The organism is Dyella tabacisoli (assembly GCF_003350925.1).
Taxonomy (GTDB): domain Bacteria; phylum Pseudomonadota; class Gammaproteobacteria; order Xanthomonadales; family Rhodanobacteraceae; genus Dyella_C; species Dyella_C tabacisoli.
The window spans coordinates 1-25,657 of sequence record NZ_KZ857179.1 but is presented as its reverse complement, the minus strand read 5'-3'; the positions used below and the strand labels follow the sequence as shown (position 1 = coordinate 25,657).

The following is a 25,657-nucleotide window of genomic DNA, read 5'->3' as shown; positions in this document are numbered from 1 at the left end:
AACATATACACAAAAGCGCGCATATATAGCTGTTTGATGCGATTTTTCAGGAAAGCTTTTTTGAGGTGCGCAAGGCGTCAGCCAGCTACCAGGGCAGCGCATCCAGATCGACATTGCCACCGGTGAGTACCAGGCCGACGCGCTTGCCCGCAAATAACTGCGGTTGTTGCAGCATGGCCGCAAGAACAGTGGCGCTGGATACCTCGACGACCTGCTTGAGTTCTCGCCATAGCCATTTCATCGCGGCGATCGTTTCCGCATCGCTCACGGTGATCGCCTTGACCCGATGCGTAAGCAACGCATTGAAATTAGGCTCGCCGATCAACGTGCGCAGGCCATCGCAAATCGTATCGGGAACGAACGCGCCGACACGCATACCTTGCGCCAGCGAACGCGCGGCATCGTCGGCACCTTGTGGCTCCGCGGCGTACAAGGCCAGCGCTGGATCCAATCCATGCGCGGCGATCGCACAGCCCGCCGCCAGGCCACCGCCGCCAACCGGCGTTATCAGCGCATCCAGCTCGCCAACCTGATCGAGCAATTCCAATACCAAGCTGCCTTGCCCAGCCATGACGCGGGTGTCGGCATAGGGATGCACAAACGCCGCACCGGTCGCTTGCTGCACTTGCGCAGCCGTGGCCTCACGTGCGGCCTGCGTAGCTGCACAGCGGTGCAATACGGCACCGGCTCGCTCGATTGCCTCCAGCTTGGCGCGCACAGCGCCCTCCGGCACGACCACATGCGCGGCGATGCCACGGGTGACTGCCGCCAAGGCCAAGGCATTGCCGTGGTTGCCGGACGAGTGCGTGACCACGCCATGTTTTGCTTGCGCATCGTCGAGCGACCACACCGCGTTGCAAGCACCGCGGAATTTGAACGCACCGCCGCGCTGCAGGTTTTCGCATTTGAAATAGAGCTGCGCGCCGACCAGCGCATCCAGAACATCGCTGCGCAGCACCGGGGTGATCCTGGCATAGGGCGCGATGCGTGCAGCGGCATCGCAGATGTCATCGAAGCTTGGCAGTGCAACGGTCATGGCGAGTCCAGCTCCACGCCACAGCGATAGCTGCGTACGGCACCTGGTTCCAGGCGAATCGCCGCCGCGCAATCGTCCCGATTAAAGGCATCGGCCATGCTTTCCATCGGCTCCAGCGCTAGCGATCGGCGTACGTCGCGGCTTATCGTGTCGGCGCTGAATACCAACATCACGCCCGACTCCTGCCACACAGCCAGCCCCAAGCCGGTGACAGGATCGCGCAACCGCGTTCGCGCGCGGCCATCGGCGTCGTATTGCAGCTCGACGTAGGCGTGATCGAGTTTCAGCGCACCGATGCGCCGTGGCTGGCGAAAATCCAGCGCCGGCTCGGCATCCAACGCCACATACGCGGCATCACCCGGCAAGGGGATGTAGTTAGGGTCGGTGCGGACGAACTTGCTTGCCGGCACGGTCAATTCCCACTCGTCCACCTGCGCGTCGTTGACCCGGAAATACGGATGCCAACCGAAGAAACACGGCGCGGCATGATCCCCTGCATTGCGCATGATGGTTTCGATGGTGAGTCCATCCGCGGCCAGCGTGTAACGCACGCTGACGTCCACCGCGTAAGGATAACCAGGGTGTACGCCGGGACGAATCGATGTATTGGTGAGTAGCACCGAGGCACTCGCGGCGTCTGCGCCGAGCTGCTCTATCGCAAAGTCCTCACCGCGCAGATATCCATGCCGTGCTGCGCGGGCCGCCCCTGTCATGCCCGGCTGCATATCTTGCGACTCGCCGTCGAAACGGTAGCGCGCATCGGCAATACGATTGGCAAAGGGCGCCATGATCGCGAAACGCGAACCCGGCCGCGCCTCCAGCTCTGCCGCATCCTGGTAGCCCGCCGCCAGATCGTGCATTTGTCCATGCCGCAGTAGCTGCATATTGAGTACCGTGGCACCGCGGCAAGCAATGCGCACTCGGCGCTGTCGCACCTCGTCGCTCAGCACCACGACATCATGAGATTCCCATTGGTCATGTTCGGCTCGGAAGTGCATCTACTTATCCTGTCTGTAAAGCTGCGCATGTTAGCCTGCCTCACTCCGTGACTGCCCGTCTGCTTAGAGCCTGTTCCATGAACGCACGCCCCGACTCAGCCTCCGCGCCTATCCTGCTCAGCGACTACCGCGCACCTGCGTGGCAGGTGGAGCAGATCGAGCTGGACTTCGATCTCGGCATCGATGCCACGCAAGTGCGCTCGTGCCTGCGGCTGCGCCGCGATTCGACGCAGGCAACGCCACTGTGCCTGGATGGCGAAGGGCTTGAGCTGTTGACGATCATGTTGGATGGCCAATTGCTGTCACCCGATGATTACCGTTATGCAGACAACGTTCTGGAAATTGACCATGCTCACGACGGCAGCGTGCTGGAAACCCGCGTACGACTGAACCCGGCCGCCAATACCGCATTGGAAGGCCTGTACTTGTCCGGCCCACGCGAATCCGGCTTTCTGCTGACGCAGTGCGAGGCGCAAGGTTTTCGTCACATCACCTTCTTCCCCGACCAGCCCGACGTACTGGCCAGCTACACCGTAACGCTGCGCGCCGATCGCGCGCGTTTCCCCGTGCTGTTGGCCGGCGGCAACCCCGACGGCGCGGGCGATCTCGACGGCGGCCGCCACTGGGCGCGCTTTGTCGATCCGCACCCTAAACCGAGTTATTTGTTCGCCCTGGTCGCCGGCCGGCTGGAAAAAATCGGGCGCGAGTACGTCACCGCCGACGGTCGGCCGGTGCAATTGGTGATCTGGGCCGAGGCCGATGCGATCGAACGCTGCCACTACGCCATGGATGCACTCGAACGCTCGATGCGCTGGGACGAACAAGCCTATGGCCGCAACTACGACCTGGACGTATTCCACGTCGTCGCCACGCACGATTTCAACATGGGCGCGATGGAGAACAAGGGCCTCAATATCTTCAACGCGAAATACCTGTTGGCCGATCCTGATAGCACCACCGACGATGAATACCGTGCGGTGGAGGCCGTGGTGGCGCACGAATACTTTCATAACTGGAGCGGCAACCGGGTCACTTGCCGCGATTGGTTTCAGTTGTCGCTAAAAGAAGGCCTCACCGTTTTCCGCGAGCAACAGTTTTCTGCCGACATGAATTCGCCCGCTCTCAAGCGCATCGAAGATGTCGCCCTGTTGCGCCGCGCGCAGTTTCCCGAAGACGCCGGCCCGCTGGCGCACCCGGTGCGCCCCGCCGAATACCGTGAGATCAATAACTTCTATACCGCGACGGTCTACGAGAAAGGCTCGGAGCTGGTGCGCATGCTGGCGGGCCGGCTTGGTCAGGCCGGTTTTCGTCGCGGCATGGATCGCTACTTTGAGCATAACGATGGCCATGCCGCGACCCTGGAAGATTTTCTCGGCGCGCTGGGCGAGGCCAATGACATCGACTTGATGCCGTATCTGGCCTGGTACGGCCAAGCCGGCACGCCGCGCATGAAAGCACGCGGCCACTACGACGCCGCGCAACACAGCTACACGCTGACCCTTACGCAACACACGCTGCCGACACCAGGACAAGCGCACAAGCGGGCGTTGCCCATTCCGGTGAAGCTGGCGCTATTCGCCACTGACGGCCGCATGCTTCCGCTACATTTAGACGGCCATTCAAATGCCTTGGGCGACGAACACGTCATCGTGCTCGAGCAGGCGGAGCAGTCATTCGTGTTTCGCAACATCGATGCAGCACCCATACCCTCGCTGCTGCGCGGTTTCTCGGCACCGGTGATCCTCGATGGCGACTACGCACCGACCGAGCTGGCCTTGCTATTGCGCCACGATATCGACGGCTTCAATCGCTGGGAGGCGGCACAACAACTCGCCTCACGCGCCTACGACGCACTTCGCGACGGTGGCGACACCACCGCCTTGACCGCCTGGTGCGATGCGCTGGCCGAGCTATTCGATGATGAGCTATTCGCAGACGACGCCCTGCTGGCCGACCTGCTCAGTCCGCCCGGCGAGATCGAACTGGCCGAACGCGAACAGGTAGTAGACCCGGCGCGTGTCCATGCCTTGCGGCAAGAACTGCAGCAGCGGCTCGGTGCCCGCATTGGCGCCGGCCCCTTGCTACGACGCTACGAAGCCCTGGCCGCGCAAACCAACCGCCAGCTCGACGCGAGCAGCCAGGCGCAGCGCCGCCTCAAGCGGCGTGTACTCGAACTGCTGGCGTTGATCGATGCGCCTGCGGCACATGCCGTGGCCGCAGGCCAATATCAGGACGCACCGAGCATGACCGATCGACTGGCCGCGCTCGCTGTCCTGGTACGGGGGAATGCCCCGCAGGCGACGCTTGCGCTCGCGCACTTTCGCGAGCGCTATGCCGGCGATCCGCTCGCGCTGGATAAATGGTTCTCGGTACAAACGCAGTTGCCGGGCGAACTGACCCTGGCCCGCGTGCAGTTGCTGGCGGGCGACCCCGCCTTTACGCTGAAAAATCCGAATCGCGTCAATGCCCTATTCGGCGCGTGGGCGCGCAGTAATCCCGCCGGCTTCCATCGCGCCGATGGCGCCGGTTATCGCTGGCTGGTTCAACAATTGCGACCGTTGGATGCACTTAATCCGCAGGTCGCCGCCCGCCTCGCCACGGTGCTCAATGGCTGGAAACGATTGGAACCGGTGCGCCGCGAAGCTGCCCGCTCGGCTATCAGCAGTTTGACTACCGGGCCCGAACTGTCGCGCAACCTGACCGAAATCGTGCAGAACATACTCGGCGACTCAGCGCAGGGCGACTGATGGTTGGGCGACTAAAGCGCCCAGCCAGCCACAGTCACGGCAGCACTGGCAGGTGCTTGAGCTCATCGCGCAAACGGTTCATCCGCGACTCCAGCCGTGGCCGTAGCGCGGTGCGCTCTTGCTCGCTGCGCGCATCGAGGTGTTCCATGGCCATTTCGACCCTGCTGATTTCAATCAGCAGGTCGTGGTGCGAATGCACCCAGCCAAAATCGGCCTGCGTAAAGTCCATCTGACTCACATCCATCTTCTGCCCCATGACACTCCTCCGAGTTGTCGTACCGGAGGCAATGCAACCACCGTGCCAGTAACGTGATGGAATTCACGACGTCGCTCGGCACTCGATCACAACATGACGCACCGTGTCATCTGCTGCCGCAATCGGACACAGTTTTTGGTCGAATAAGCCCGTTTTAGTCACTTCGTGTTCACACGCTACGCGCAACTATCTACCCATGCGGCTGTGCGGCAAGTACGTCCACACACCCACCGGTTCTTCGATTTCTGGCGCCCGGCAACACGGTCATCCTGGATTCCCCCTGTTCCTGAGACCGCCGGGCGCCAGATCTTATCTGGCGCGGCGCAGTGAATCTGAGCTGCCGCAAAGCCTGAAAAGACGACGGCGCCCCGAGGGGCGCCGCCTTGCTTCCTCTCTCGGCACGCGATCGAACCCCTGTATTCGATCTCGGCGCGCGCTTGATCGCGCTGCTTCTGCCCTTGAAAGTGCCAGATGAGAAAAGCATGGAGTGTGCCAGCCGCTGAAGTGCGGCCAGACCCGGCGGCGCGGAGACTTTAGACAGGCTCTAAAGCGTTGATCGCGTTACCATAGCGCTCAATTTGGTCCACTTTTGCTCTGCTAAGGCAGTTTCGATGTTTCATCCCACGTATTACGACGTCATCGTGATTGGCGGCGGTCACGCCGGCACCGAGGCCGCGCTGGCCGCGGCGCGTTCCGGTGCGCGCACTTTATTGCTCAGCCACAACATCGAAACGATCGGACAGATGAGCTGCAACCCGGCCATCGGCGGTATCGGCAAAGGCCATCTGGTCAAGGAAATCGATGCCTTAGGCGGCGCCATGGCGCGGGCGGCCGACCGCGCCGGCATTCAGTGGCGCACGCTGAACGCCTCCAAAGGCCCCGCCGTGCGCGCGACGCGCTGCCAGGCCGATCGTTCGCTATACAAGGCAGCCATTCGGCACATCGTCGAGACCCAACCCAATCTCGAACTGTTTCAACAGGCGGTGGATGACCTTCTGATCGAGGGCGGCCGGGTTACCGGCGTGGTCACGCAGATGGGGCTGGCTTTTCACGCCAAGACGGTGGTGTTGACCGCCGGCACCTTTCTCGCCGGCAAGATCCATATCGGCCAGGCGCAGTACGCTGGCGGCCGGGCAGGCGATCCGCCGGCGAGCACCCTGGCGCAGCGTCTACGCGAACTGCCGGTAGCGGCCGACCGGCTGAAAACCGGCACGCCGCCGCGCATCGATACGCGCAGCATTGATTTCTCGGCACTGCAAGAACAGCCAGGCGACGATCCGGCGCCGGTGTTCTCCTACCTTGGCTCATCCAGCGAGCATCCGCGCCAGGTCAGTTGCTGGATCACCCATACCAGCGAGCAAACCCACGAGCTGATCCGCGGATCGCTGGATCGCTCGCCGCTCTACAGCGGCCAGATCGAGGGTATCGGCCCGCGCTATTGCCCCTCGATCGAGGACAAGGTGGTGCGCTTCGCCGAGAAGTCCTCGCACCAGATCTTCATCGAGCCGGAGGGCCTGGACACCTTCGAGATCTACCCGAACGGCATTTCCACCTCGCTGCCATATGACGTGCAGTTGGCACTGGTGCGTTCGATCAAGGGTTTCGAGCACGCGCACATTACCCGCCCCGGCTACGCGATTGAATATGACTACTTCGATCCACGCGGCCTGCAGCCATGGCTGGAGACCAAGACCATTCCCGGCCTGTATTTCGCGGGCCAGATCAACGGCACCACCGGCTACGAGGAGGCCGGCGCGCAAGGTTTGATCGCCGGCCTCAATGCCGCATTGGCCGTGCAGGGCAAAGCGCCGTGGTATCCGCGTCGCGATGAGGCCTATATCGGCGTATTGATTGACGACCTGACCAGTAACGGCACCATCGAGCCCTACCGTATGTTTACCTCGCGCGCCGAATACCGGCTGCATTTGCGCGAGGACAACGCCGACCTGCGCCTTACCGAAACCGGCCACGGGCTCGGGGTGGTGCCGCAGGCACGCTTCGACGCGCTACGCGCCAAGCGCGAGGCGGTGGAACGCGAGATACAGCGCCTTGGCACGCTATGGGCCGCGCCGAACAACGCGCTAGGTGCGGCGATCGAGCGCCAGCTCGGCATCGCCGTGAGCCGCGAGACCAATGCGCTGGATCTGCTGCGCCGGCCGGAGCTCGACTACGCCAAGCTCACCACCGTCAGCGAGCTCGGCCCGGCGGTGGAGCGCGCGGATGTCGCCGCCCAAGTAGAGGTGCAGACCAAGTACACCGGCTATCTCGAACGCCAGCGCGATGAAATCGAGCGCCAGCGCCGCAACGAGCACACAGCCATTCCGGCGAGTTTCGACTACGACAAGGTCCGTGGCCTCTCCATCGAGGTCTTGCTCAAACTCAAGCGCAGCTTGCCGGCAACCATCGGCCAGGCTGCGCGGATCAGCGGCGTTACCCCGGCGGCGATCTCGCTGCTGCTGGTGCATATCAAGCGTCGCAACGCCGCATAGCGAGTGCCCCACACACCTTGGCGCATAAAGCAGACAAGGCGATCACCAAGCCGTGGCATCATGCGTGGCTTAAATCATGAACGGAGTGCCTAGGATGGAAGTCTGGATCGGCCGAGATGGGGAGCGTCATGGCCCTTACAACGAAGGTGATATTCGGCAATGGCTGCGTAGCGGCCAGGTAAGCCGCGATGATCTGGGCTGGTACGAAGGACTCGCCGATTGGCAGTCGCTGGCTATCTTGTTTCCCGAAGAACGGCCGGTGGCCCCACCCGCATCCGTCCCGCCGATGTTGCCGACACCGCTGCCGCAGCCACTGCCGGCGATGGCTTCCATCGAAGACGACGCGGGTTTCTGGAAGCGCGTCGGCGCCTATCTGCTGGACACCATCATTCTTTACATTCCCGGCTTGCTGATTCAAAAGATGATGGGCGGGGATGCGGCGCAAGCCGCGCTGCAAGCGGCCGTGGCCGATGCGCAAACCTCGGCGGCGAGTGACCCTACTGCGTTGTTTGCCGCCTTCGGCCAGTACTACTCGGTCATGGTTCCAGCCATCATCGCCATCACCGTAGTGACCTGGCTTTATTTCGCGTTGTGCGAAAGCTCCGCCTGGCAAGCCACCCCCGGCAAGCTGGCGCTGGGGATTCGCGTCACTGACATGCACGGCGCGCGTATCAGCCTGCCGCGCGCGCTCGCCCGCTATCCAGCGAAATACCTGAGCTCGCTGATCTTTGGCATTGGTTTCTTGATGGTCGCCTGGACTCAACGCAAACAGGGCCTGCACGACCTGATCGCCGGCACCTTGGTGCTGAATGGCCGCGCTAATGAGGCCAAGGGCCAGCCAAAGCGCACCGACAACAGCACTGACTCGTTCAGCGCCTGATTTTTTGCCAGTGACGATGCTGTCGCGCCACAAACGGTGCCGAAACCCCTAGGTTCGGCGCCGTTTCTATGTGTCGCGATCCATTCGCCAATCCTGGCCCGAAAACCCGGCTTGCTATCATCCCCTACTCGCTTCGTCTGACCCGGCACGTGCCGGCTACCAAGGAACCGATTCAGCCTCATGCTCAGCATCGAACAACGTATTGCCCAAGACATCGCCGCCAAGCCCGAACAAGTGCAGGCGGCCGTAGATCTACTCGACGGCGGCGCCACCGTTCCGTTCATTGCGCGCTACCGCAAGGAAGCCACCGGCGGCCTGGACGATACCCAGCTACGCATGCTGGAAGAGCGCCTGCGTTATCTGCGCGAGCTGGAAGAGCGCCGCGAAGCGATCCTCGCCAGCATCGAGGAACAGGGCAAGCTCACCGATGCATTGAAGGGCGACATCCTCAGCGCCGACACCAAGGCACGGCTGGAGGATCTCTACCTACCCTACAAGCCCAAGCGCCGCACCAAGGCGCAGATCGCCCGCGAAGCCGGCTTGGAGCCGCTGGCGACAGGCTTGCGTGAAGACCCCACGCAGTCGCCGGAAGCGTTCGCCGAGGCCTTTGTCGACGCCGAGAAGGGCGTGGCCGACGTGCGCGCCGCGCTCGATGGCGCCCGCGCGATCCTGATGGAAAGCATTGCCGAAGATGCTTATTTGGTCGGCGAGCTGCGTGACTGGCTGTGGGACAAGGGCCAGATCCGCGCCAAGGTGGTCGCCGGCAAAGAGAACGAAGGCGCGAAATTCCGCGACTATTTCGACCATATCGAACCCATCGGCAAGATTCCCTCGCACCGCTTGCTGGCGCTGATGCGCGCGCGCAACGAGGGCGTCATCGAACTGGAGCTCGCGCCCAACGTGGATGCCGAGCAGGGCCATCTCGAAGGCGAGGGCCGTGTCGCCGCACGCGCCGATATCACCCATCGCAATCGCCCTGCCGATGCGTGGCTGCGCGAAACCGTGCGGTTGACCTGGCGCGTAAAACTGCATCTGCATCTGACGCTGGATCTGTTCGGACGCGTGCGCGAAGGCGCCGAGGATGAAGCGATTCGCGTCTTCGGCGACAATTTGAAGGACCTGATGCTGGCCGCACCGGCAGGTGCCAAAACGGTAATGGGCCTGGATCCGGGTATCCGCACCGGGGTGAAGGTGGCCGTCGTCGATGCCACCGGCAAGCTGCTCGCCACCGACACGATTTATCCGCATCAGCCACGCAATCAGTGGAATGAATCCGTAGCGCGCCTTGCGCAGTTGAGCAAACAGCACGGCGTCAACCTGATTGCGATCGGCAACGGTACCGCCTCGCGCGAGACCGACAAACTCGCCGGTGAGATGATGAAAAAACACGCCGAGTTGATGCTGTCGAAGGTGGTCGTGAGCGAAGCTGGCGCGTCGGTGTACTCCGCGTCGGAAACAGCCGCCAAAGAATTTCCCGAACTGGACGTGAGCCTGCGCGGCGCAGTCTCCATCGCCCGTCGCCTGCAAGATCCGCTGGCCGAGCTGGTCAAGATCGAGCCGAAAGCCATTGGCGTAGGCCAATATCAGCACGACGTGAATCAGGTAAAGCTGGCGCGCGCACTGGATGCCCGTGTGGAGGATTGCGTGAACGCCGTGGGCGTGGACGTAAATACCGCCTCGGCGGCACTGTTGTCGCGTGTTGCGGGCCTGTCGGCCAGCGTCGCCGAGAACGTGGTGAAGCATCGCGACGCGAATGGCCCCTTCGCCAACCGCAAGGCCCTGCTGAAAGTGCCGCGCCTGGGCGACAAAGCGTTCGAGCAGTGCGCCGGCTTCTTGCGCGTATCGAGCGGCGATAACCCGCTCGACGCCAGCTCGGTGCATCCAGAAGCCTATCCGGTGGTTGAGCGGATCATCGCCCAGTGCGGCCGTGAAGTGAAAACCATCATCGGCGACAGCGGCTTCCTGCGTGGCCTCAAGCCCGAGCAATTCACCGACGAGCGCTTCGGCTTGCCGACCGTGCGCGACATCCTCAAAGAGCTTGAGAAACCGGGCCGCGACCCGCGTCCCGAGTTCGTCGCACCGAGCTTCGCCGAAGGTGTGGAGGATCTGAAAGACCTCAAGCCCGGCATGGTGCTGGAGGGGCGCGTCACCAACGTGGCCGCGTTCGGCGCCTTCGTCGACATCGGCGTGCATCAAGACGGCCTGGTCCATGTCTCTGCGCTGTCGCACACCTTCGTCAAAGATCCGCGCGATGCGGTGAAGGCCGGCGATATCGTCAAAGTCAAAGTGATGGAGATCGATCTGCCCCGCCAGCGTATCGCCCTGTCGATGCGCCTGGACGACGAGCCGGGCCAGGCACGGGGCGGACGCCCGGCTGACGGCAACGAGGGCCGTGGCGGTGGCTCACGCGACCAGCGCGGACCACGCCCGAGCGGCGGCGCACCCAAGCCCGCAGCGCCGGCTCCTGGCAACAGCGCCTTTGCCGATGCGTTGACGCGAGCTATGAAACGCTAAAGCCTCAAAGGCCCTCCCTTGCTTGCACCTGATGAGCGTCGAATCTCCGCTTATGTTTTCTCCCTCCCCTGCGACCGTAGGGAGTCCCCGTTTTGGGACAAGCAAGGGAGGGGGCTGAATGAGGCGAGCGTTTAGCTCATCAGGCCGCAGGTAAGGGAGGGTTCGGGAGGGGGCTCACCGCTTCTATCGGTACTCTCTCGACGCAGCGCAGCATGCGCTTACGTATGGACATGCATTACCGTCAACATTTGGTTAACAAGCCATCATGACCCAGGAGCGTTACCGACATGCACCGCACTCGCTATCTTGCCGGCGCGATTACCGCCGCTCTGCTGTTCAGCACCTCTGCTGTCGCCACTGATTTCAGCAAGGTCGTCGTCTTCGGCGACAGCCTTAGCGACAGCGGCAACATCTCGCTCGCCACCGCGCCAGGCATCCAGCCACCGCTGCGCTTCACCACCAATCCGGGCACCACGACCGCGGAGAACGTGGCTAAATCACTCGGCTTTACGCTGACCCCGTCGCTTACCGGCGGCACCGACTACGCCTTTGGCGGCGCCGGCCTGAACAATAATTCGTCGGCGGGTCCGATCCCGACGATGCCGCAGCAGCTACAGATGTATCTGGGCGCCAATGGCGGCGCGGCCGACTCCAAGGCGCTGTATCAGGTATGGGGCGGCGCCAACGATATTTTCTATCTGACTGCCACGTCGACCGATCCCAATGTGTTGGCAGCCGGTGTCGCTGCAGCCGCCAAGACCGAAGTTGGCTTGCTTGGCCAGCTACAGGCGGCCGGCGCCAAGTATGTGGTGGTCTACAACCTGCCTGACATCGGCAAGACGCCCGAGTCTGCCGCCGGCGGCCCGGCGGCGCAGGCCGGCGGTACGCAGCTTTCGCTGCTGTTCAACGGCGTACTCAATGCCGGCATCACCCAGCTCAGCAACAATGGCCTGAACGTCATCCCGGCCAATACGTTCCAGTTGCTCAATGAAGTCATCGCCAATCCGGCGGCTTATGGCTTTACCAATGTCACCACTCCCGCCTGCGGCGCGGGCTCAAACTCGGTGCAGTGCGGCCCTCAGGGCGCGGGCTTGCCCTTCAGCTATGCGCCGGGCACCGATAAAACGTATTTGTTCGCCGATGGCGTGCACCCGACCACGGCAGCCCATGCCATGCTCGGCCAGTACGTAACCTCGATCATCCGTGCGCCAGGCTACATCTCGCTGCTCGGCGAAGCTCCGCTGGCTGCCGCTACCGCACAGACCCGCGCGATCCGCAATCAGATGCTGGCCGACGAAGTAGGCAGCGACACGCGTTTCTTCGCCAACATCGATTACTCCAATCAGCGTTTCGATGGCAGCAACAGCTCGCCGAAGACCAAAAGCAACAACGTCAACCTGACGGTGGGCGCCGACGTGCGCGCCAACGAGCATATTTCCGCCGGTATCGCCCTGGGCATCGGCAATCACAATGCCAGCTTCAGCGGCGGCGGTGGCTACAAGCTGCAGGACATCAGCGGCCTCGGCTACCTCACCTATCACGCCGGCGGCGGCTATGTGGGCGGCTACGCCACCTTCGGTCAGTCGAACTTCTCCAACATCGACCGCCGCATCAATCTCGGCGCGGCACGCCTCAGCGAAGGCGGCAAGGCCGACGGCTCGCGTCTTGGCGGCGGCCTTACCGGCGGCTGGTGGTTCAACTTCGACAACCTGCGCACCGGTCCCTTCGCCAATGTCGAGTGGCAGAGCGTCAAGGTCAACGGCTATAGCGAAGGCGGCAACGACAGTTCCGCCATGTGGTTCGGCAGGCAGCAGCGTGACGCGTTGATCTCGACCCTCGGCTGGCGCCTGCAGGGCGAGTGGCAGGCCGGCGGCACCAAGCTAACCCCTTACGTCGAACTTGCCTGGAACCACGACAGCAAGGCCGACCCGCGCAACATCACGGCTGGCCTGAACAGCATGCCCGGCAGTTTCGCGTTGAGCGGCTACAACCCGGACAAGACCTGGGGCAGCGCCGATATCGGCCTGACCGCCCAACTCAGCCCGAACCTCAGTGGCTGGGTGGGCTATAGCGGTCGATTCAACGACAACAGCCAGAAGTACAACAGCGTCAATCTGGGCGTGAAAGTCGGCTTCTAAGTACCGCGCCCGTCCCTTGCAAGCACCAGATCAGCGTTGACTCTCAAGCGAACTACTCACGTTAGCTGAGGGTTGACGCTAATCAGGTTGCAAGCCGTGGGGACTTGTGCTGTTCCAGCCTTCTACGCCACCCATAAAAAAGCCGTCCGCTTGCGCGGACGGCTTTTTTTCACTCAACGGCTAAGGTTGGCTTACTTGCCCTTGCCGCCGGTCGCCAGATTCAGAATCGACTGCGACTGCTTCTGCAGGCTCGCCGCGTCATCTTCATTGAGCGGCTGCGTCTTGCCGCCTGCTTCGTTCTGCTTCAGCACCAAAGCGCCATCGGCATTCCAGCTTGCACGCTCGGTCAAGCTCGGCTTGGCGTCTTTGCCGGATTTCTTCTGCTGCACAACGACCCAGGGCTTACCGTCTTTGTAGGCGTAGTCGGTGCTGGTAAAGCCTTTGTCGCCGTAATCGACCTGCTCACGGATAAACTTCACCGTGCCGCCTTCGCGGAACACCTGCCAGCTACGCGAAACGTCTTTATCGAGCTTGGTGCCTGGGGTGATCTTCATGCCACCGATATGCGCCTGCACATCTTTGAACGCGATTAACTCTTTTTCGCCGGGGGTCTGCTCGGCCACTAGCTGGGTCGACACCGGGCCGGGCGAGCCCTGGGTCAATGCAGCCGCCTGAATCGGTGCCTGGATCGGCATGACATAACGGCGATCGCCATCGGTCAGCACCGCCTGCAGCACATACAAATCAGAGGGAGCGACATCGGCCGAGTTGTACTCCAGCTCGAATGACTGCGGCAGCGACGCCACCGGGCTGATCGTCTTACTGGCCAAAGGCTTGGCATTGCTTGCCGACACATCGACCAGGTTGATCTCCAGCTTGGCTGCCGGCGACAACTGAGCCGCCTCGCGCAAAGCCACCGTGCCAGACACCACATTGGCCTTGGCTGCCGGCGTAGTGGCACCAGCATTCTTGTCCGTCGCCTGCTGCGACGTATCCGAGGAGTTGCAACCGGCCGCAGCCAGTACTGCAACCGACATCAGCGACCAAACCAACCTGCGCATGGGAAAAACCTCAATCAACTGTCAATTCGGGGCGCGAAACCTGCCAGACGCCTACGCGCCGCACATTCTCACGGGGGAAGCTTTTATCATAACGGAAAGAAGGCCGTACGGAAAAGTCAATAGAATCACACTGATCCATGCGCGTTCGTATGTTGTAAAGCGTGAACCCTGATCCAAAAAACAGGACGACCCGTTACCGGATCGCCCTGCCTTGACCCGCAACGGCCGGTGCCTAGAAGCGCTGCTGATATTTCAGGTAATAAAAGCGGCCGATATCGAAGCCGCCGTAGTACGGGAAGGCGCTATTGGGCTGGGAGTACATGGTCGGCCCCACCTTGTCGAAGACGTTATTGGCGCCAAGAGCAATGGTGGCATTCCACGGCGCGTTCCAACGGAACTGCATATCGTTGAATATCGTGGACGCTACCCGGCGCAACGGACGCGCCCCGGTGTCGGGCGCAACGTGATTTCGATCGTTGCATTCGGCCATGGCTACGGCCACGCAACGTTCTTTCATCCCGGAGTAGTAGCGCATTGACCAGTTGGCACCGAAATCGCCTAGTGCCCAATCCAACATGACGTTCGACCGAACCCGGAAGTTGCCGGCATAGCTGTTGAGTGGCTGGACCTTGGTATCGGGGTTGTTATCGCTCTTCTCGTTCAGATAGTCCACATAGGTCGTATTCCACTGCAGCTTGAACTGCCCGAACGAGAACTTCGGCAAACGGTAGTTCACCCCGATGTCGTATCCCGCCGTTTCCAGCCAGCCCTTGTTGGTCAGCCCGAAGAACATGCTGGTGATGGCGCCGGTACTCGGATCGCGCGTGAATGAGGAACAACGGGCAGTAATGCCCCGCAGATAGCAGTCCTCAAGGATGTCGGTCACGCTATCGGTGCTGATCGAATTGTCGATACGGATCTTGTACCAGTCCAGCGAGACGTCGAACCCCTGGGCATAGCTAGGGCTGTAGACCAGCCCGAGGGTTCTCGTGGTTGCCGTCTCGGGACGGAGCTTATCGTTGGAGCCGGAGATGAACTGGTAGTTGGTTTGGCATGGATAGCTCGTGCACGGCGATCCGCCCTGGCCCAACTGCACGAAGCCTGGGCTCAACACGGCTTGGCCGCCGAAGCCCGAGCTACAACGCGCTGCGACCGATCCATTGCCTTTGGCGCTGCCCGACACCGTATCGCAGGGGTCTGTGTAGAAGGCAAACGTGCCGTTCGCGCCACCGTACAAGTTGTCGATCGACGGCGCACGGAACCCTTGGGACCAGCTTCCACGGACCAGCAGATCGTCCATCGGCTTCCATTTGACACCGAACTTGCTGTTGGTCGTGTTGCCGAAGTTGCTGTAGCGCGAATGACGCGTCGCCGCGTTCAGCGACAGCTCTCGCGCAAATGCCTTGTCGCTGAGTACCGGCACATCGAACTCCACATAACCCTCGTTGACCGCGTACTTGCCCGAGGTACCGGTTGCAGGCAGGCCCGAACTCAAGCCCGACTGGTTGAACGCATCCGGCGCGAAGCGACCCTGCTCGCGGCGGTACTCGTAGCCGATGGCCATGCCGACGTCACCAGCCGGCAGCGAGAACAGGCTGCCCGCGAGGTTGGCGCTGTACATGGTCGTCGTGGTGCGACCCGTATCGTGAAACTCGGGAAACAAATAGGTCTGCAGGGCTGGATCAGCCAGTGACCCGTGACCCGCCTGCCCATAGGGAAGAAGCGGATTCCACGGTACGCAGTCGCTAACCGGACTGGCGCTGGTCCCGCAATGCACCTTGCCATCGCTGCCGAGATAGGAAGGCCCCACGGCGTTCCGTGCATGCACCAGGTTGAAGTCACCGTGTCCGGTCTTCAGCAAGTCATTACGGTTGTGCAGTGCGCTGACATCCCAGTTCCACAACCGATCGCCGATATCAAAACCTCCCTCGAACCCGGCCACGAAACGAAACGATTCCAGTTCGCTGTTGGTCGTGCGGGGAACCTCCCAGCCACGGCGGAGAAACGCGACATCCTTTCCGATCGGGTTGAAGTAACTTTCGCCGGACAGCGGCATATCGAAGCCACCGGTACTGAATGGATAGCCGGCGATCTGCTGGCGCGTGCTGCGCTTGTTGTAAAGCAGCTCGCCATTGAAGCGAACGTTGCTGGCGACATCGTAGTGTCCAGAGACGAATACCGACGTGCGCTCCAAGCCGGTCTGCAGCATCATCTGCTCAGCAAAGTTTGTCCGTTCGGATGGCGCAAGCGGCCGGTAATTGGCGATATCGCGCGGGTCGCTTCCTTTGGTCAAAGTACACCATGCAGGATCGCCACCGGCACCGCACAGCCCGCTGAATGCGCCGTTTTGGCTGACGAGGCTCCAGCCCGTCGTGGGATAGCGTGAACCGTTGGGATAACGGCTATAAGAGCGATCCTTCGCCCATACCGGATCCTCCTTGTACTGCTGCACGCTGAGCATCAACGAACTGCGTTCATTGGACGTACCCAGACTAAAATCGTAGACCTGCGCTGCCCCGTCGCCTTGGCCGTATTGACCAAGATAAGCATTGGCTTCCGCACCCTTGAAGTTTTTTCGGGTGATGACATTGACCACGCCGCCGATGGCGTCGGACCCGTAGACGGATGACGCACCGTCTTTGAGGATCTCGATGCGGTCGATTGCGGAGGCGGGGATCTGTCCGAGATCCTGGCGCCCGGAGGTGGTGGCGCCCAAGCGCTTGCCGTTCAATAGCACCAAGGTGCGCGTCGAGCCGATGTTGCGCAAGTCGATGTAATAGCCGCCAACGTCTTCGCCCGAGGACAACGCATTGGCACGGCTGATCGTTGGAGAACCAGCCTCGGTCAGGTTTTGCAGAAGGTCTGCGACCGATGCGGCGCCCTGCTTCTCGATTTGCGCGCGATCGATGGTCAGGACTGGCTGCGCTGTTTCCATATCCACTCGCGGGATACGTGAGCCAGTGACGGTAACGGTTTCCAGTTTTTTGGCTGTCTCGGGCCTGCCCTGATCGCTATTGCCGGCCTGGGCAAACACCGGGACAACCGCCACAAGTGCGCTGATGGACAGTGCGAATCGAACGCTTACCGCAAGCCTGTTACTAAGTACCTTACGAAACTTCATGTTTCGCGATCTCCCTATCTATCGTTCATAACCGGATGTGATCCCCCCCGGCGTCGTAAAACCCTTTACATGTCACAACCGAAAGGGCTGTGGGCATCCTTAGCTTTCCTGTCCGCCAGCCGAATCTTGCGATACGCTGGTGGCCACCAATGGACGACAATGCCGTACATGGACCCGGTAGCCGCTGCCCTCCAAGAGCATCGGTTACCAGCAAGAACTTACGAACCTAAAGCAATAGACGGTCGCCGTCAACGCTGTACTGCAACTTTATTTGACGTTTCCGGGTAAGCCTTTAGCTCAAGCTTTTGCAAATCTATAGCCCAGCTTTGCGATCTGCGTAGTCGTCGGGGGACCACTTTGCAGTGCAATTTCTATATCCGTACGCGGAATTCGCGAGCTGGACACCGTCATGGCTCCCGGCTTCTGGACATACTCAGACTTTGTCCGATGTACCAACGGCATGCCCGCGCGTTATAAAACTTTGCGTTTTAAAAAATCTGCAACATGAATCCACGCGTATGACGCTGTCGTCCAGAACGGGATGTCGCGCGTTCTACCCCACGCAAGCTTTCTTTCGTAAGATCCATCGCCGAAAGAAATTGCTGGTTCATACGAAGATTACGTAAAGATCTACACGTTCGTCACCATTCAGATATGCCAGAAGTAAGCGTTTAGAAAGCTGGATGTGTCGAAATTCCACCTAATCTGCCCGGGAACAGCCATGTCTACGCAACAACATACGGTCAATGAGTCCGCAGGAACCTTCGCTGATCGCGTCAAGGTATTGATCCAGCGTGTAGGCAGCGTCACCGAGATCGCTCGCATGTGCGGGTTTTCCGAGGGCGTGGTACGTAGCTGGCGTGACGGCAACACCGACCCGTCGCGCGCGCGCTGCGTAACGCTGGCGCGCACTTTAGGTATTTCGCTGGTCTGGCTGGTCGCCGGCGAAGGCACCATTCAATCGGAGGCGATTACTTCGGGTGAGGAGCTGCCCGGTAGTGAATCTTCGCTATCGCACCGCCATCGCACCAAACTGCGCACGGCCGCGGACACCTTGCATGCAAGCGGGCTGGCGATGGATCCGCAGCGCTTGAATACGGCTCTGCGCATTCTGCAGTCGGAGCTGGACCTGGCCGAGAGCCGACTCTCCCTGACGGAGAATGCCGACATGCTCGCCGACCTCTACGAGATTCTCGGCCCAGGCGGCAACGATGTAGAGGCCACGGCTATGGTTGCGTTCAATCACCGGCTTGCCGAGCGCATCAAGCACAATCGCCGGACGGCCTAAGACAACGTGGACAACGTGATTCATTGAAATAAGAACGGCAGCCCCATGGCTGCCGCTTTTATTTCACGAGAAGGATGCCGCTCTTTACAAACGGGCGATATCCGCAATCGCCGTGAACTGTGCCTTGAGCTGCCCTAGCAGAGCCAAACGATTCGCGCGTACTGCCGGGTCTTCGGCATTCACCAGCACGGCATCGAAAAAGGCATTCACTGGGGCTTGTAGCTGGGCTAACCGAGCCAGCACCGCCGTGTAGTCCCCTGCATGTAAGGACGCGGCCGTGTCTGCTTTGGCCGCATCAAGCGCGGTTGCCAACTGGCTCTCGGCCTCCGCTTCGAAATGCGCGGGATCGACGGTGGTACCGATCGTCAATGCACCGGCTTCTTCTGCCTGTTTGCGCAGAATATTCGCGACGCGCTTGTTTGCGGCGGCAAGACTGCTCGCTTCAGGCCGCCGACCGAACTCGGCCACTGCGCGCAGGCGGCGATCAAAATCGGCGAGGCTGGCCGGTTGTACCGCCAGTACGGCCTCGAATTGTTCGCTGCTGAAACCTTGCTCGGCGTAGTAACCGCGCAGGCGATCGAACACGAAATCGCACAAGTCACCAACCAGTTCGGCGCGACGCTTGCCGGCATCGAGCACCGCAGCCTTGCCATCTTTACCTGGCTTCAAACCGGCAGCCAGCGCGGCCTCTGGGAGCAATTCCAAGGCCTCGACAAAGCTGCCCTTGAGATCAAGCTCCAACCTACCTTCGACCAGCGTGCGCGCCAAACCCAACGCTGCGCGACGCAACGCAAAAGGATCTTTGTTGCCACTGGGTTTCATGCCCACCGCGAAGATACCGGCCAGCGTATCCAGCCGCTCGGCCACGGCAAGTACCTGACCCACCTTACCGGTAGCGATGGCATCGCCAGCGAAGCGCGGCTGATAGTAACTATCCAATGCATCGGCTACTTCAGCCGGCTCGCCGTGATGGGCGGCGTAGTAGCGACCCATCACACCTTGCAGCTCGGGGAATTCACCGACCATGCGGGTCAGCAGATCGCATTTGCTCAACGCCGCCGCACGAGTGGCCTGGCCAGCATCGACGCCGACGCGGTTGGCGATAATGCGTGCCAGTTCGGCCACGCGCACACTCTTATCCCACAGGCTACCAAGCGCTTGCTGATAGGTGACATTCTTTAGCGCATCCTGATAACCCGCGAGCGGGGTTTTCAGGTCTTCATCCCAGAAGAATTTGGCATCGGCAAAGCGCGGACGTATGACCCGCTCGTAGCCCTTGCGAATCTCGGCCGGGTCTTTGCTTTGGATATTGGCGATGCCGATGAAGTGTTCGGTGAGCTTATTACCTTCGTCCAAGACCGGGAAAAATTTCTGATTTAGCTGCATCGTTTGTATTAACACTTCTTTCGGTACAGACAGAAACTCAGTGTCAAAACTGCATGTGATCGCAATCGGCCACTCAGTAAGATTCTTTACCTCAATTAAATTGTCTACATCCAAATGAACAGTTAAATCTAGGCGTCCCGTCTTGCCACGCAAACTACCACCAGCATTTGCTAATTCTTGTTCAATTTTCTTTCCACGCTCGACTGGATCGGCCAGCACTTTGGCGGCACGCATCGCGTCCAGCCAACTGTCGGCATCGGCCATATGCACCGGTTGCGGATGCATAAAGCGATGTCCGCGCGATTGCCGGCCGCTCTTCAAGCCAAACACTTCACCATCGACGATCTCGGCACCATGCAAAATCACCAACCAATGCACCGGGCGTACAAAGCTGTAGTCGTGATCGCTCCACCGCATCGACTTGGGAATCGGCAGGCTCTTTAGGGCTTCAATGACAATTTCTGGCAGCAGCGCCGTTACCGGCTGACCTGGAGCACTCCAGGTGTAAAAGAACTTCTCAATGCCAACAAAATCACCACGAGATAGATCTTTAACGGACGCACCAAACTTGGCGGCGAATCCGCGAAGAGCAGCAGTGGGCTCCCCGTTGGCGTCTAACCCCACAGAGACCGGAGGGCCAATCTGCAAACCATTCACATCAGCTTGCTTAACTCCAACACGTGGAACAAAAACGGCTAAACGTCGCGGCGATGCATAGGCCTTGGCAAGATCCAGATCGGCATCGATGCCACGCTTGGACAACCCGTCGCAGATACCGCGTTGAAAAGCAGCAGCCAGTTCATCCAGCGCCTTCGGCGGCAGCTCCTCGGTACCCAGCTCAATCAGCAATGACTTGGCGGCGCTCATGCGGCCTGCTCCTTTTTATGCTTCAGACCCGGAAAGCCGAGCTTCTCGCGCTGCGCCACATAGGTCTCGGCCACACTGCGAGCCAGAGTGCGCACACGCAGAATGTAACGCTGGCGCTCGGTAACGCTGATCGCGCGACGCGCATCGAGCAAATTGAATGTGTGGCTTGCCTTCATTACCTGCTCGTAAGCGGGTAATGGCAGATTCACTGCGATCAACTTGTTCGCCTCGCCCTCGCAAACATCGAACCAGCGCAGCAGCTCGGCAACATTCGCATGCTCGAAGTTGTAGGTGCTCTGCTCCACTTCGTTTTGATGGAACACATCGCCATAGGTAACCTTGCCGCGCGGGCCATCGGTCCAGATCAGGTCGTAGACGTTGTCCACGTTCTGCAGGTACATCGCCAAGCGCTCCAGGCCATAGGTGATCTCGCCCGTCACCGGGCGACATTCCAAGCCGCCGGCCTGCTGGAAATAGGTGAACTGAGTCACCTCCATCCCGTTAAGCCAGACCTCCCAGCCGAGCCCCCAGGCACCCAGTGTCGGCGACTCCCAGTTGTCCTCGACAAAGCGCAGATCATGCACCAGCGGATCAAGGCCAAGCTCCTTCAGCGAGCCGATATAGAGCTCCAGAATGTTCTCAGGGTTGGGCTTCATCACCACCTGGTATTGGTAGTAATGCTGCAAACGGTTCGGGTTTTCGCCGTAACGGCCGTCGGTGGGGCGGCGGGAGGGCTGCACATACGCCGCCGCCCACGGTTCTGGGCCGAGTGAACGCAGGAAAGTAGCGGGGTGAAACGTGCCAGCGCCGACTTCGGTATCGAGCGGCTGCAACAACACACAACCCTGCGCCGCCCAATAGCGGTTCAGGGTCTGGATCACATCCTGGAAGGTACGCGCGGACATAGCTTTCCGTGACCTGGAATAAAGCGGGGTAGTATAGCTGCGACCGCTTTCGTCGCCGGCGTTTCGGCCGGCGAAACCTGACCTGAGAGATCGTTGCATGGTCGCATTACCGCAATCCGCGTCCTTGCTCGGCCGTCGCGGCCGCCTTGCACTTGATGAGCTGCTGGCTAGCTTGGTGGTGGATGGCTACCTGCTGGCTGAAGACGCCAAGCACGTGCGCATGGGTGCTCGTAGCGGACGCAGCACCGTGGAGTTGCACCCGCTGGTCGTGCTGGCGAACGCGAAACTGCCAAACCAGCGTATGCCGGGCCGACCGCTCAGTCTTGAGGCATTGACCGAATGGCTCGCCGCGCAGGCCGGCCTGCCCTATCTCAAGATTGATCCGATGAAGATCAATGCCGCCGTGGTAACCCAGGTGGTAAGCCATGCTTACGCGCAGCGGCATCGAATTCTGCCGGTGGCTGCCGCTGCCGGCGAAGTGACCTTTGCCACCTGCGAGCCGTTTGATGCCGGCTGGGCCAGCGACCTGGCCCACATGTTGCGCCGAGACGTGCGCCGCGTGGTGGCCAATCCGCTGGACATCAATCGCTATCTGTTGGAGTTCTACGGTGTTCAGCGCTCGATTCAGCTAGCGCAGGACGCCAAGCAGACCGGTGGCTATGACTCATCCGCGATCCTCAATTTTGAACAACTGGTTGAGCTGGGCAAGAACGGCGAAGTCGGCGCGGACGATCGCCACGTCGTGCACATCGTCGACTGGCTGCTGCAATACGCTTTTGAACAGCGCGCCTCGGACATCCATCTGGAGCCTCGTCGCGAAGCCGGACAGATGCGCTTTCGTATCGACGGTGTGATGCACAAAGTGTTCGAATTGCCGCCACCCGTAATGACGGCGGTAACGGCCCGCATCAAGATCCTCGCACGCATGGATGTGGCCGAAAAACGCCGCCCGCAAGATGGCCGCATCAAAACTCGCTCATCCACTGGTCGTGAGGTGGAGTTGCGCATTTCGTCCATGCCCACCGCTTTCGGCGAGAAGATGGTGATGCGCATTTTCGATCCAGACATCGTTGCTAAAGATTTCGGCCAACTGGGTTTCTCCGCCGAGGAAGGCGCTCGCTGGCGCAGTATGGTCGAGCGGCCGCACGGCATCGTGCTGGTTACCGGCCCCACCGGCTCGGGTAAAACCACGACGCTGTATTCCACGCTGAAGCACTTGGCCACGCCGGCAATCAATGTGTGCACGGTCGAAGACCCGATCGAAATGGTCAGCCCCGAGTTCAATCAAATGCAGGTACAGCCTGCGATCGATCTGGACTTCGCCACCGGCGTGCGCACCCTGTTGCGACAAGACCCGGACATCATCATGGTCGGCGAAATTCGCGATCTGGAAACCGCACAGATGGCCGTGCAGGCGTCGCTTACCGGCCACTTGGTGCTCTCCACCCTGCACACCAACGATGCACCCAGCGCCGTCACCCGTCTGCTCGACCTGGGTGTACCGCACTACTTGATTCAATCCACCCTGACCGGCGTAGTGGCGCAGCGCCTGGTGCGAACGCTGTGCGCGCACTGCAAGCAGGCGACGGAACAGGATCCACACGAATGGCTCGCGCTCACTCATGGTTGGTCGGTGCCGGTGCCGGAGCAGGTCTTCAAGCCCGTCGGTTGCCTGGAATGCCGACACACTGGCTTCATGGGCCGCACGGGTATCTACGAGATGATGCAACTCTCCCCGCGACTGCGCGGTCTGATCTCAGCTCAATTGGATCTGGGTAATTTCGGTGCGGCGGCATTGGCTGAAGGCCTGTGTCCGCTGCGCATCTCGGCGGCAACCCAAGTAGCGCGCGGTCTGACCACCGTGAAAGAAGTGCTTATGGTGCTACCGCCGATCGAAGCCATGCCTGATCCGCTATAAAGAACACCTACCTGTTATTGATATTGCAGCGACTCTATACGCATGAAGCCAGTTCTTATCATCCGCACGGGACGCGCTCCCGACACGATCCGCGCCCGCCATGGCGATTTCCCTCACTGGTTTCGTATCAGCGCTCAGTTGGCATTGCAGAAACTACGCATCGTCGATGTAGCCGCTGGCGAGCGTTTGCCGGCACCGCATGAAGTCGCCGGTGCGCTGATTACCGGCTCCGCGGCCATGGTTACCGAGCGCGCCGATTGGAGTGAGCGGACCGCGGGCTGGATTCGCAATGCGATGGATGTCGAGCTTCCCTTATTCGGCGTCTGCTACGGCCATCAACTGATGGCTCATGCCTTGGGTGGCCGAGTGGATTATCTGCCGGGCGGCCGTGAAATCGGGACGGTGCCGATCGAGGTATTGGCTCACGCCAAGCACGATGCTCTCGCTGCCAGTCTGCCAGCGAATTTTCGCGCGCATACCACCCATGAGCAGAGCGTGATCGAGCCACCCTCCAGTGCCACCGTGCTGGCGCAATCCGCGCGTGATCCCAATCAGCTATTGCGTTATGGCCAGCACGCGATCAGCACGCAGTTTCATCCTGAATTCAATGCTGACGTGATGCGTGCCTATATCCATCGCAAACGCGAGGATATGCAGCGCGAAGGCTTCGATCCGCGGCACACTTTCAAACAAGTGGGAGCCACCCCGATCGCCCGCCGCTTGCTATCGCATTTCGCTCGCCATCATGGCCTGGCCAAAACCTAACGTTCGCGCGGCGGCATCGGAAACGGCATCACTTTCTGCCCATCACTGGCATCGCGAATGGCCAGTGAACCTTTGCGCTCGACTTCTTCGATTCGCAACACTGTCTGCATCGGCAAATGCAGTACGCGCGTGTCTTTGAACTCCTCGCGCAGCCGCTCTTCGGTGGGATCGATCAACAGCCCCTCGCCTACCGGCTCAAACACCAGTTCGCCGACTTCGGTAAACCCCCAAAGCCCGCTGGATGCGACATGTCGCGCATAGAGCTCGTAGCATTTGCCCAGATGCAGAAAGGTGACTTTATAAAGTTTCTTATGGCGCATGGCGTCAGTTTAGCCGCGTAAGCGACGCGCGATGGCATCACGCGATACCAGGGCAAATACCACCCCGAACAAAAATCCAGCGATGTGCGTCCACCACACCACGGCGCCATAGCTTGGACCGGCGTAGCTAAAGATCAGTTGCAGCAACACCCAGATACCAATCAGCAGAAAAGCCGGTACCCGCACAAACTCCAGAAACAGCCCCAGAGGCAGCACCAATCCTAATTTTGCGCGTGGAAACAAAGCGATATAAGCGCCCAGTACGGCTGATACCGCGCCGCTGCAGCCAATGATCGGTGCACGCACTCCAGCCAGCGACAACGCGCCGACCAAGTTCGAAACCACGCCGCCCAGTACGAACAACAATAAGAACCACAGCGAACCGAGCGTACGCTCAGCCGGCAGGCCGAAAATCACCAAGAACAATAGGTTGCCGAGTAAATGCAGCCAGGCCAAATGGATAAACAAGGCAGTGACCAACCGCAGCAGGGCGGGATCATGTAATTGCCTGAGTATCGGTTCTTTCGCATCGAAGATATTCGCCGGCACCGTGCCCCACTCCAGCCACATCGAAACCCGTTGCGGCAATGGCATCAAGGCAAAGGCCACAAAGCTCATCACGCAGACAATGACCAACAAAGTGGTTGCCCACTGCAGACGCGGACGCCGCCGAGTTTCGACTTGGACAAACACGCTGAAGGATCTCCCGAGCAACACCGATCGCGGTGGCTAGTACATGCATCATAGGTGTTAACCGGTGTTGGCGTTGGCGTGAAAGCCTCGAAAGTGCACACAAAAAAACGCCTCCCGGCAGGAGAGGCGTTTCGGATTAAGCGGAGACGGCAGCGCGCAAGCGCGTGAGCCATAAAAAAGAACAACCCCCGTCACGTGAGTGACGAGGGTTGGGATAAAGCCCCTGGCGGTGACCTACTCTTGCATGGAATAAACCACACTACCATCGGCGCAGC

At 60.6% G+C, this 25,657-nt stretch carries 17 protein-coding genes; 8 read left to right on the top strand and 9 right to left on the bottom strand.

Going from position 1 to position 25,657, the window contains the following annotated elements; translation table 11 throughout:
- Window positions 1–85: 85 nt before the first annotated feature.
- Window positions 86–1,036 carry a pyridoxal-phosphate dependent enzyme gene (locus DVJ77_RS15205; protein WP_114846376.1) on the bottom strand — a complete coding sequence of 317 codons (951 nt, stop codon included), beginning with the start codon at window positions 1,034–1,036 and terminating at the stop codon, window positions 86–88.
- Complete coding sequence (locus DVJ77_RS15200; protein ID WP_114846375.1) at window positions 1,033–2,034, bottom strand: aldose 1-epimerase; 1,002 nt, start codon at window positions 2,032–2,034, stop codon at window positions 1,033–1,035. The genes DVJ77_RS15205 and DVJ77_RS15200 overlap by 4 nt, the downstream gene beginning before the upstream one ends.
- Window positions 2,035–2,111: 77 nt before the next feature.
- Between DVJ77_RS15200 and pepN the strand changes: the two genes are divergently transcribed.
- Window positions 2,112–4,781: an aminopeptidase N gene (gene pepN, locus DVJ77_RS15195; protein ID WP_114846374.1), complete on the top strand. Its 2,670-nt coding sequence runs from the start codon at window positions 2,112–2,114 to the stop codon at window positions 4,779–4,781.
- Window positions 4,782–4,815: 34 nt separating this feature from the next.
- Here pepN and DVJ77_RS15190 read toward each other — a convergent pair whose 3' ends face one another.
- Entirely contained in the window at window positions 4,816–5,037 is a 222-nt protein-coding gene (locus DVJ77_RS15190; RefSeq protein WP_225428028.1) for a hypothetical protein, read from the bottom strand.
- 611 nt (window positions 5,038–5,648) lie between these two features.
- Between DVJ77_RS15190 and mnmG the strand changes: the two genes are divergently transcribed.
- The 4 genes from mnmG (at window position 5,649) to DVJ77_RS15170 (ending at window position 13,058) form a co-directional block, all read left to right on the top strand.
- On the top strand, window positions 5,649–7,526 hold the full coding sequence (mnmG, locus tag DVJ77_RS15185) for a tRNA uridine-5-carboxymethylaminomethyl(34) synthesis enzyme MnmG (protein WP_114846373.1): 1,878 nt from the start codon (window positions 5,649–5,651) through the stop codon (window positions 7,524–7,526).
- A gap of 94 nt (window positions 7,527–7,620) precedes the next feature.
- Complete coding sequence (locus DVJ77_RS15180) at window positions 7,621–8,406, top strand: RDD family protein (RefSeq protein ID WP_114846372.1); 786 nt, start codon at window positions 7,621–7,623, stop codon at window positions 8,404–8,406.
- Window positions 8,407–8,586: 180 nt separating this feature from the next.
- On the top strand, window positions 8,587–10,920 hold the full coding sequence (locus DVJ77_RS15175) for a Tex family protein (RefSeq protein WP_114846371.1): 2,334 nt from the start codon (window positions 8,587–8,589) through the stop codon (window positions 10,918–10,920).
- Between the two features lie 287 nt (window positions 10,921–11,207).
- Complete coding sequence (locus tag DVJ77_RS15170) at window positions 11,208–13,058, top strand: autotransporter domain-containing protein (RefSeq protein WP_114846370.1); 1,851 nt, start codon at window positions 11,208–11,210, stop codon at window positions 13,056–13,058.
- 191 nt (window positions 13,059–13,249) lie between these two features.
- Here the strand turns inward: DVJ77_RS15170 and DVJ77_RS15165 are convergent, their stop codons facing one another.
- Window positions 13,250–14,119, bottom strand: a complete 870-nt coding sequence (locus tag DVJ77_RS15165) for a YbaY family lipoprotein (RefSeq protein WP_114846369.1) — start codon at window positions 14,117–14,119, stop codon at window positions 13,250–13,252.
- Between the two features lie 232 nt (window positions 14,120–14,351).
- Entirely contained in the window at window positions 14,352–17,240 is a 2,889-nt protein-coding gene (locus tag DVJ77_RS15160) for a TonB-dependent receptor plug domain-containing protein (protein ID WP_114846368.1), read from the bottom strand.
- Window positions 17,241–17,961: 721 nt separating this feature from the next.
- On the opposite strand from DVJ77_RS15160, the gene DVJ77_RS15155 reads away from it, so the two are divergent.
- A complete protein-coding gene (locus DVJ77_RS15155) occupies window positions 17,962–18,528 on the top strand; it encodes a helix-turn-helix domain-containing protein (protein ID WP_114846367.1) in 567 nt (188 codons plus the stop codon).
- 84 nt (window positions 18,529–18,612) lie between these two features.
- Here DVJ77_RS15155 and glyS read toward each other — a convergent pair whose 3' ends face one another.
- Window positions 18,613–20,781 (bottom strand): glycine--tRNA ligase subunit beta, encoded by a 2,169-nt coding sequence (gene glyS / locus DVJ77_RS15150; protein WP_114846366.1) that lies wholly within the window; start codon window positions 20,779–20,781, stop codon window positions 18,613–18,615.
- Entirely contained in the window at window positions 20,778–21,686 is a 909-nt protein-coding gene (glyQ, locus tag DVJ77_RS15145; protein WP_114846365.1) for a glycine--tRNA ligase subunit alpha, read from the bottom strand. The genes glyS and glyQ overlap by 4 nt, the downstream gene beginning before the upstream one ends.
- 97 nt (window positions 21,687–21,783) lie before the next feature.
- Between glyQ and tfpB the strand changes: the two genes are divergently transcribed.
- Both tfpB and DVJ77_RS15135 read left to right on the top strand, forming a co-directional pair.
- Complete coding sequence (gene tfpB, locus DVJ77_RS15140) at window positions 21,784–23,604, top strand: type IV pilus assembly ATPase TfpB (protein ID WP_114846364.1); 1,821 nt, start codon at window positions 21,784–21,786, stop codon at window positions 23,602–23,604.
- A 42-nt stretch (window positions 23,605–23,646) separates the two neighbouring features.
- The gene (locus tag DVJ77_RS15135) at window positions 23,647–24,369 is read left to right on the top strand and encodes a glutamine amidotransferase (RefSeq protein ID WP_114846363.1); all 723 of its coding nucleotides are present in this window, start codon (window positions 23,647–23,649) and stop codon (window positions 24,367–24,369) included.
- Here the strand turns inward: DVJ77_RS15135 and DVJ77_RS15130 are convergent.
- A complete protein-coding gene (locus DVJ77_RS15130) occupies window positions 24,366–24,689 on the bottom strand; it encodes a DUF1820 family protein (protein WP_114846362.1) in 324 nt (107 codons plus the stop codon). The genes DVJ77_RS15135 and DVJ77_RS15130 overlap by 4 nt on opposite strands.
- Window positions 24,690–24,698: 9 nt before the next feature.
- Window positions 24,699–25,382 carry a rhomboid family intramembrane serine protease gene (locus DVJ77_RS15125; RefSeq protein ID WP_114846361.1) on the bottom strand — a complete coding sequence of 228 codons (684 nt, stop codon included), beginning with the start codon at window positions 25,380–25,382 and terminating at the stop codon, window positions 24,699–24,701.
- Window positions 25,383–25,657: the final 275 nt, after the last annotated feature.

Bases quoted from the DNA above. Each gene is read 5' to 3' on its own strand.
- DVJ77_RS15205 (WP_114846376.1), bottom strand. From the start codon at position 1,036: ATGACCGTTGCACTGCCAAGCTTCGATGACATCTGCGATGCCGCTGCA.
- DVJ77_RS15200 (WP_114846375.1), bottom strand. From the start codon at position 2,034: ATGCACTTCCGAGCCGAACATGACCAATGGGAATCTCATGATGTCGTG.
- pepN (WP_114846374.1), top strand. From the start codon at position 2,112: ATGAACGCACGCCCCGACTCAGCCTCCGCGCCTATCCTGCTCAGCGAC.
- DVJ77_RS15190 (WP_225428028.1), bottom strand. From the start codon at position 5,037: ATGGGGCAGAAGATGGATGTGAGTCAGATGGACTTTACGCAGGCCGAT.
- mnmG (WP_114846373.1), top strand. From the start codon at position 5,649: ATGTTTCATCCCACGTATTACGACGTCATCGTGATTGGCGGCGGTCAC.
- DVJ77_RS15180 (WP_114846372.1), top strand. From the start codon at position 7,621: ATGGAAGTCTGGATCGGCCGAGATGGGGAGCGTCATGGCCCTTACAAC.
- DVJ77_RS15175 (WP_114846371.1), top strand. From the start codon at position 8,587: ATGCTCAGCATCGAACAACGTATTGCCCAAGACATCGCCGCCAAGCCC.
- DVJ77_RS15170 (WP_114846370.1), top strand. From the start codon at position 11,208: ATGCACCGCACTCGCTATCTTGCCGGCGCGATTACCGCCGCTCTGCTG.
- DVJ77_RS15165 (WP_114846369.1), bottom strand. From the start codon at position 14,119: ATGCGCAGGTTGGTTTGGTCGCTGATGTCGGTTGCAGTACTGGCTGCG.
- DVJ77_RS15160 (WP_114846368.1), bottom strand. From the start codon at position 17,240: ATGAAGTTTCGTAAGGTACTTAGTAACAGGCTTGCGGTAAGCGTTCGA.
- DVJ77_RS15155 (WP_114846367.1), top strand. From the start codon at position 17,962: ATGTCTACGCAACAACATACGGTCAATGAGTCCGCAGGAACCTTCGCT.
- glyS (WP_114846366.1), bottom strand. From the start codon at position 20,781: ATGAGCGCCGCCAAGTCATTGCTGATTGAGCTGGGTACCGAGGAGCTG.
- glyQ (WP_114846365.1), bottom strand. From the start codon at position 21,686: ATGTCCGCGCGTACCTTCCAGGATGTGATCCAGACCCTGAACCGCTAT.
- tfpB (WP_114846364.1), top strand. From the start codon at position 21,784: ATGGTCGCATTACCGCAATCCGCGTCCTTGCTCGGCCGTCGCGGCCGC.
- DVJ77_RS15135 (WP_114846363.1), top strand. From the start codon at position 23,647: ATGAAGCCAGTTCTTATCATCCGCACGGGACGCGCTCCCGACACGATC.
- DVJ77_RS15130 (WP_114846362.1), bottom strand. From the start codon at position 24,689: ATGCGCCATAAGAAACTTTATAAAGTCACCTTTCTGCATCTGGGCAAA.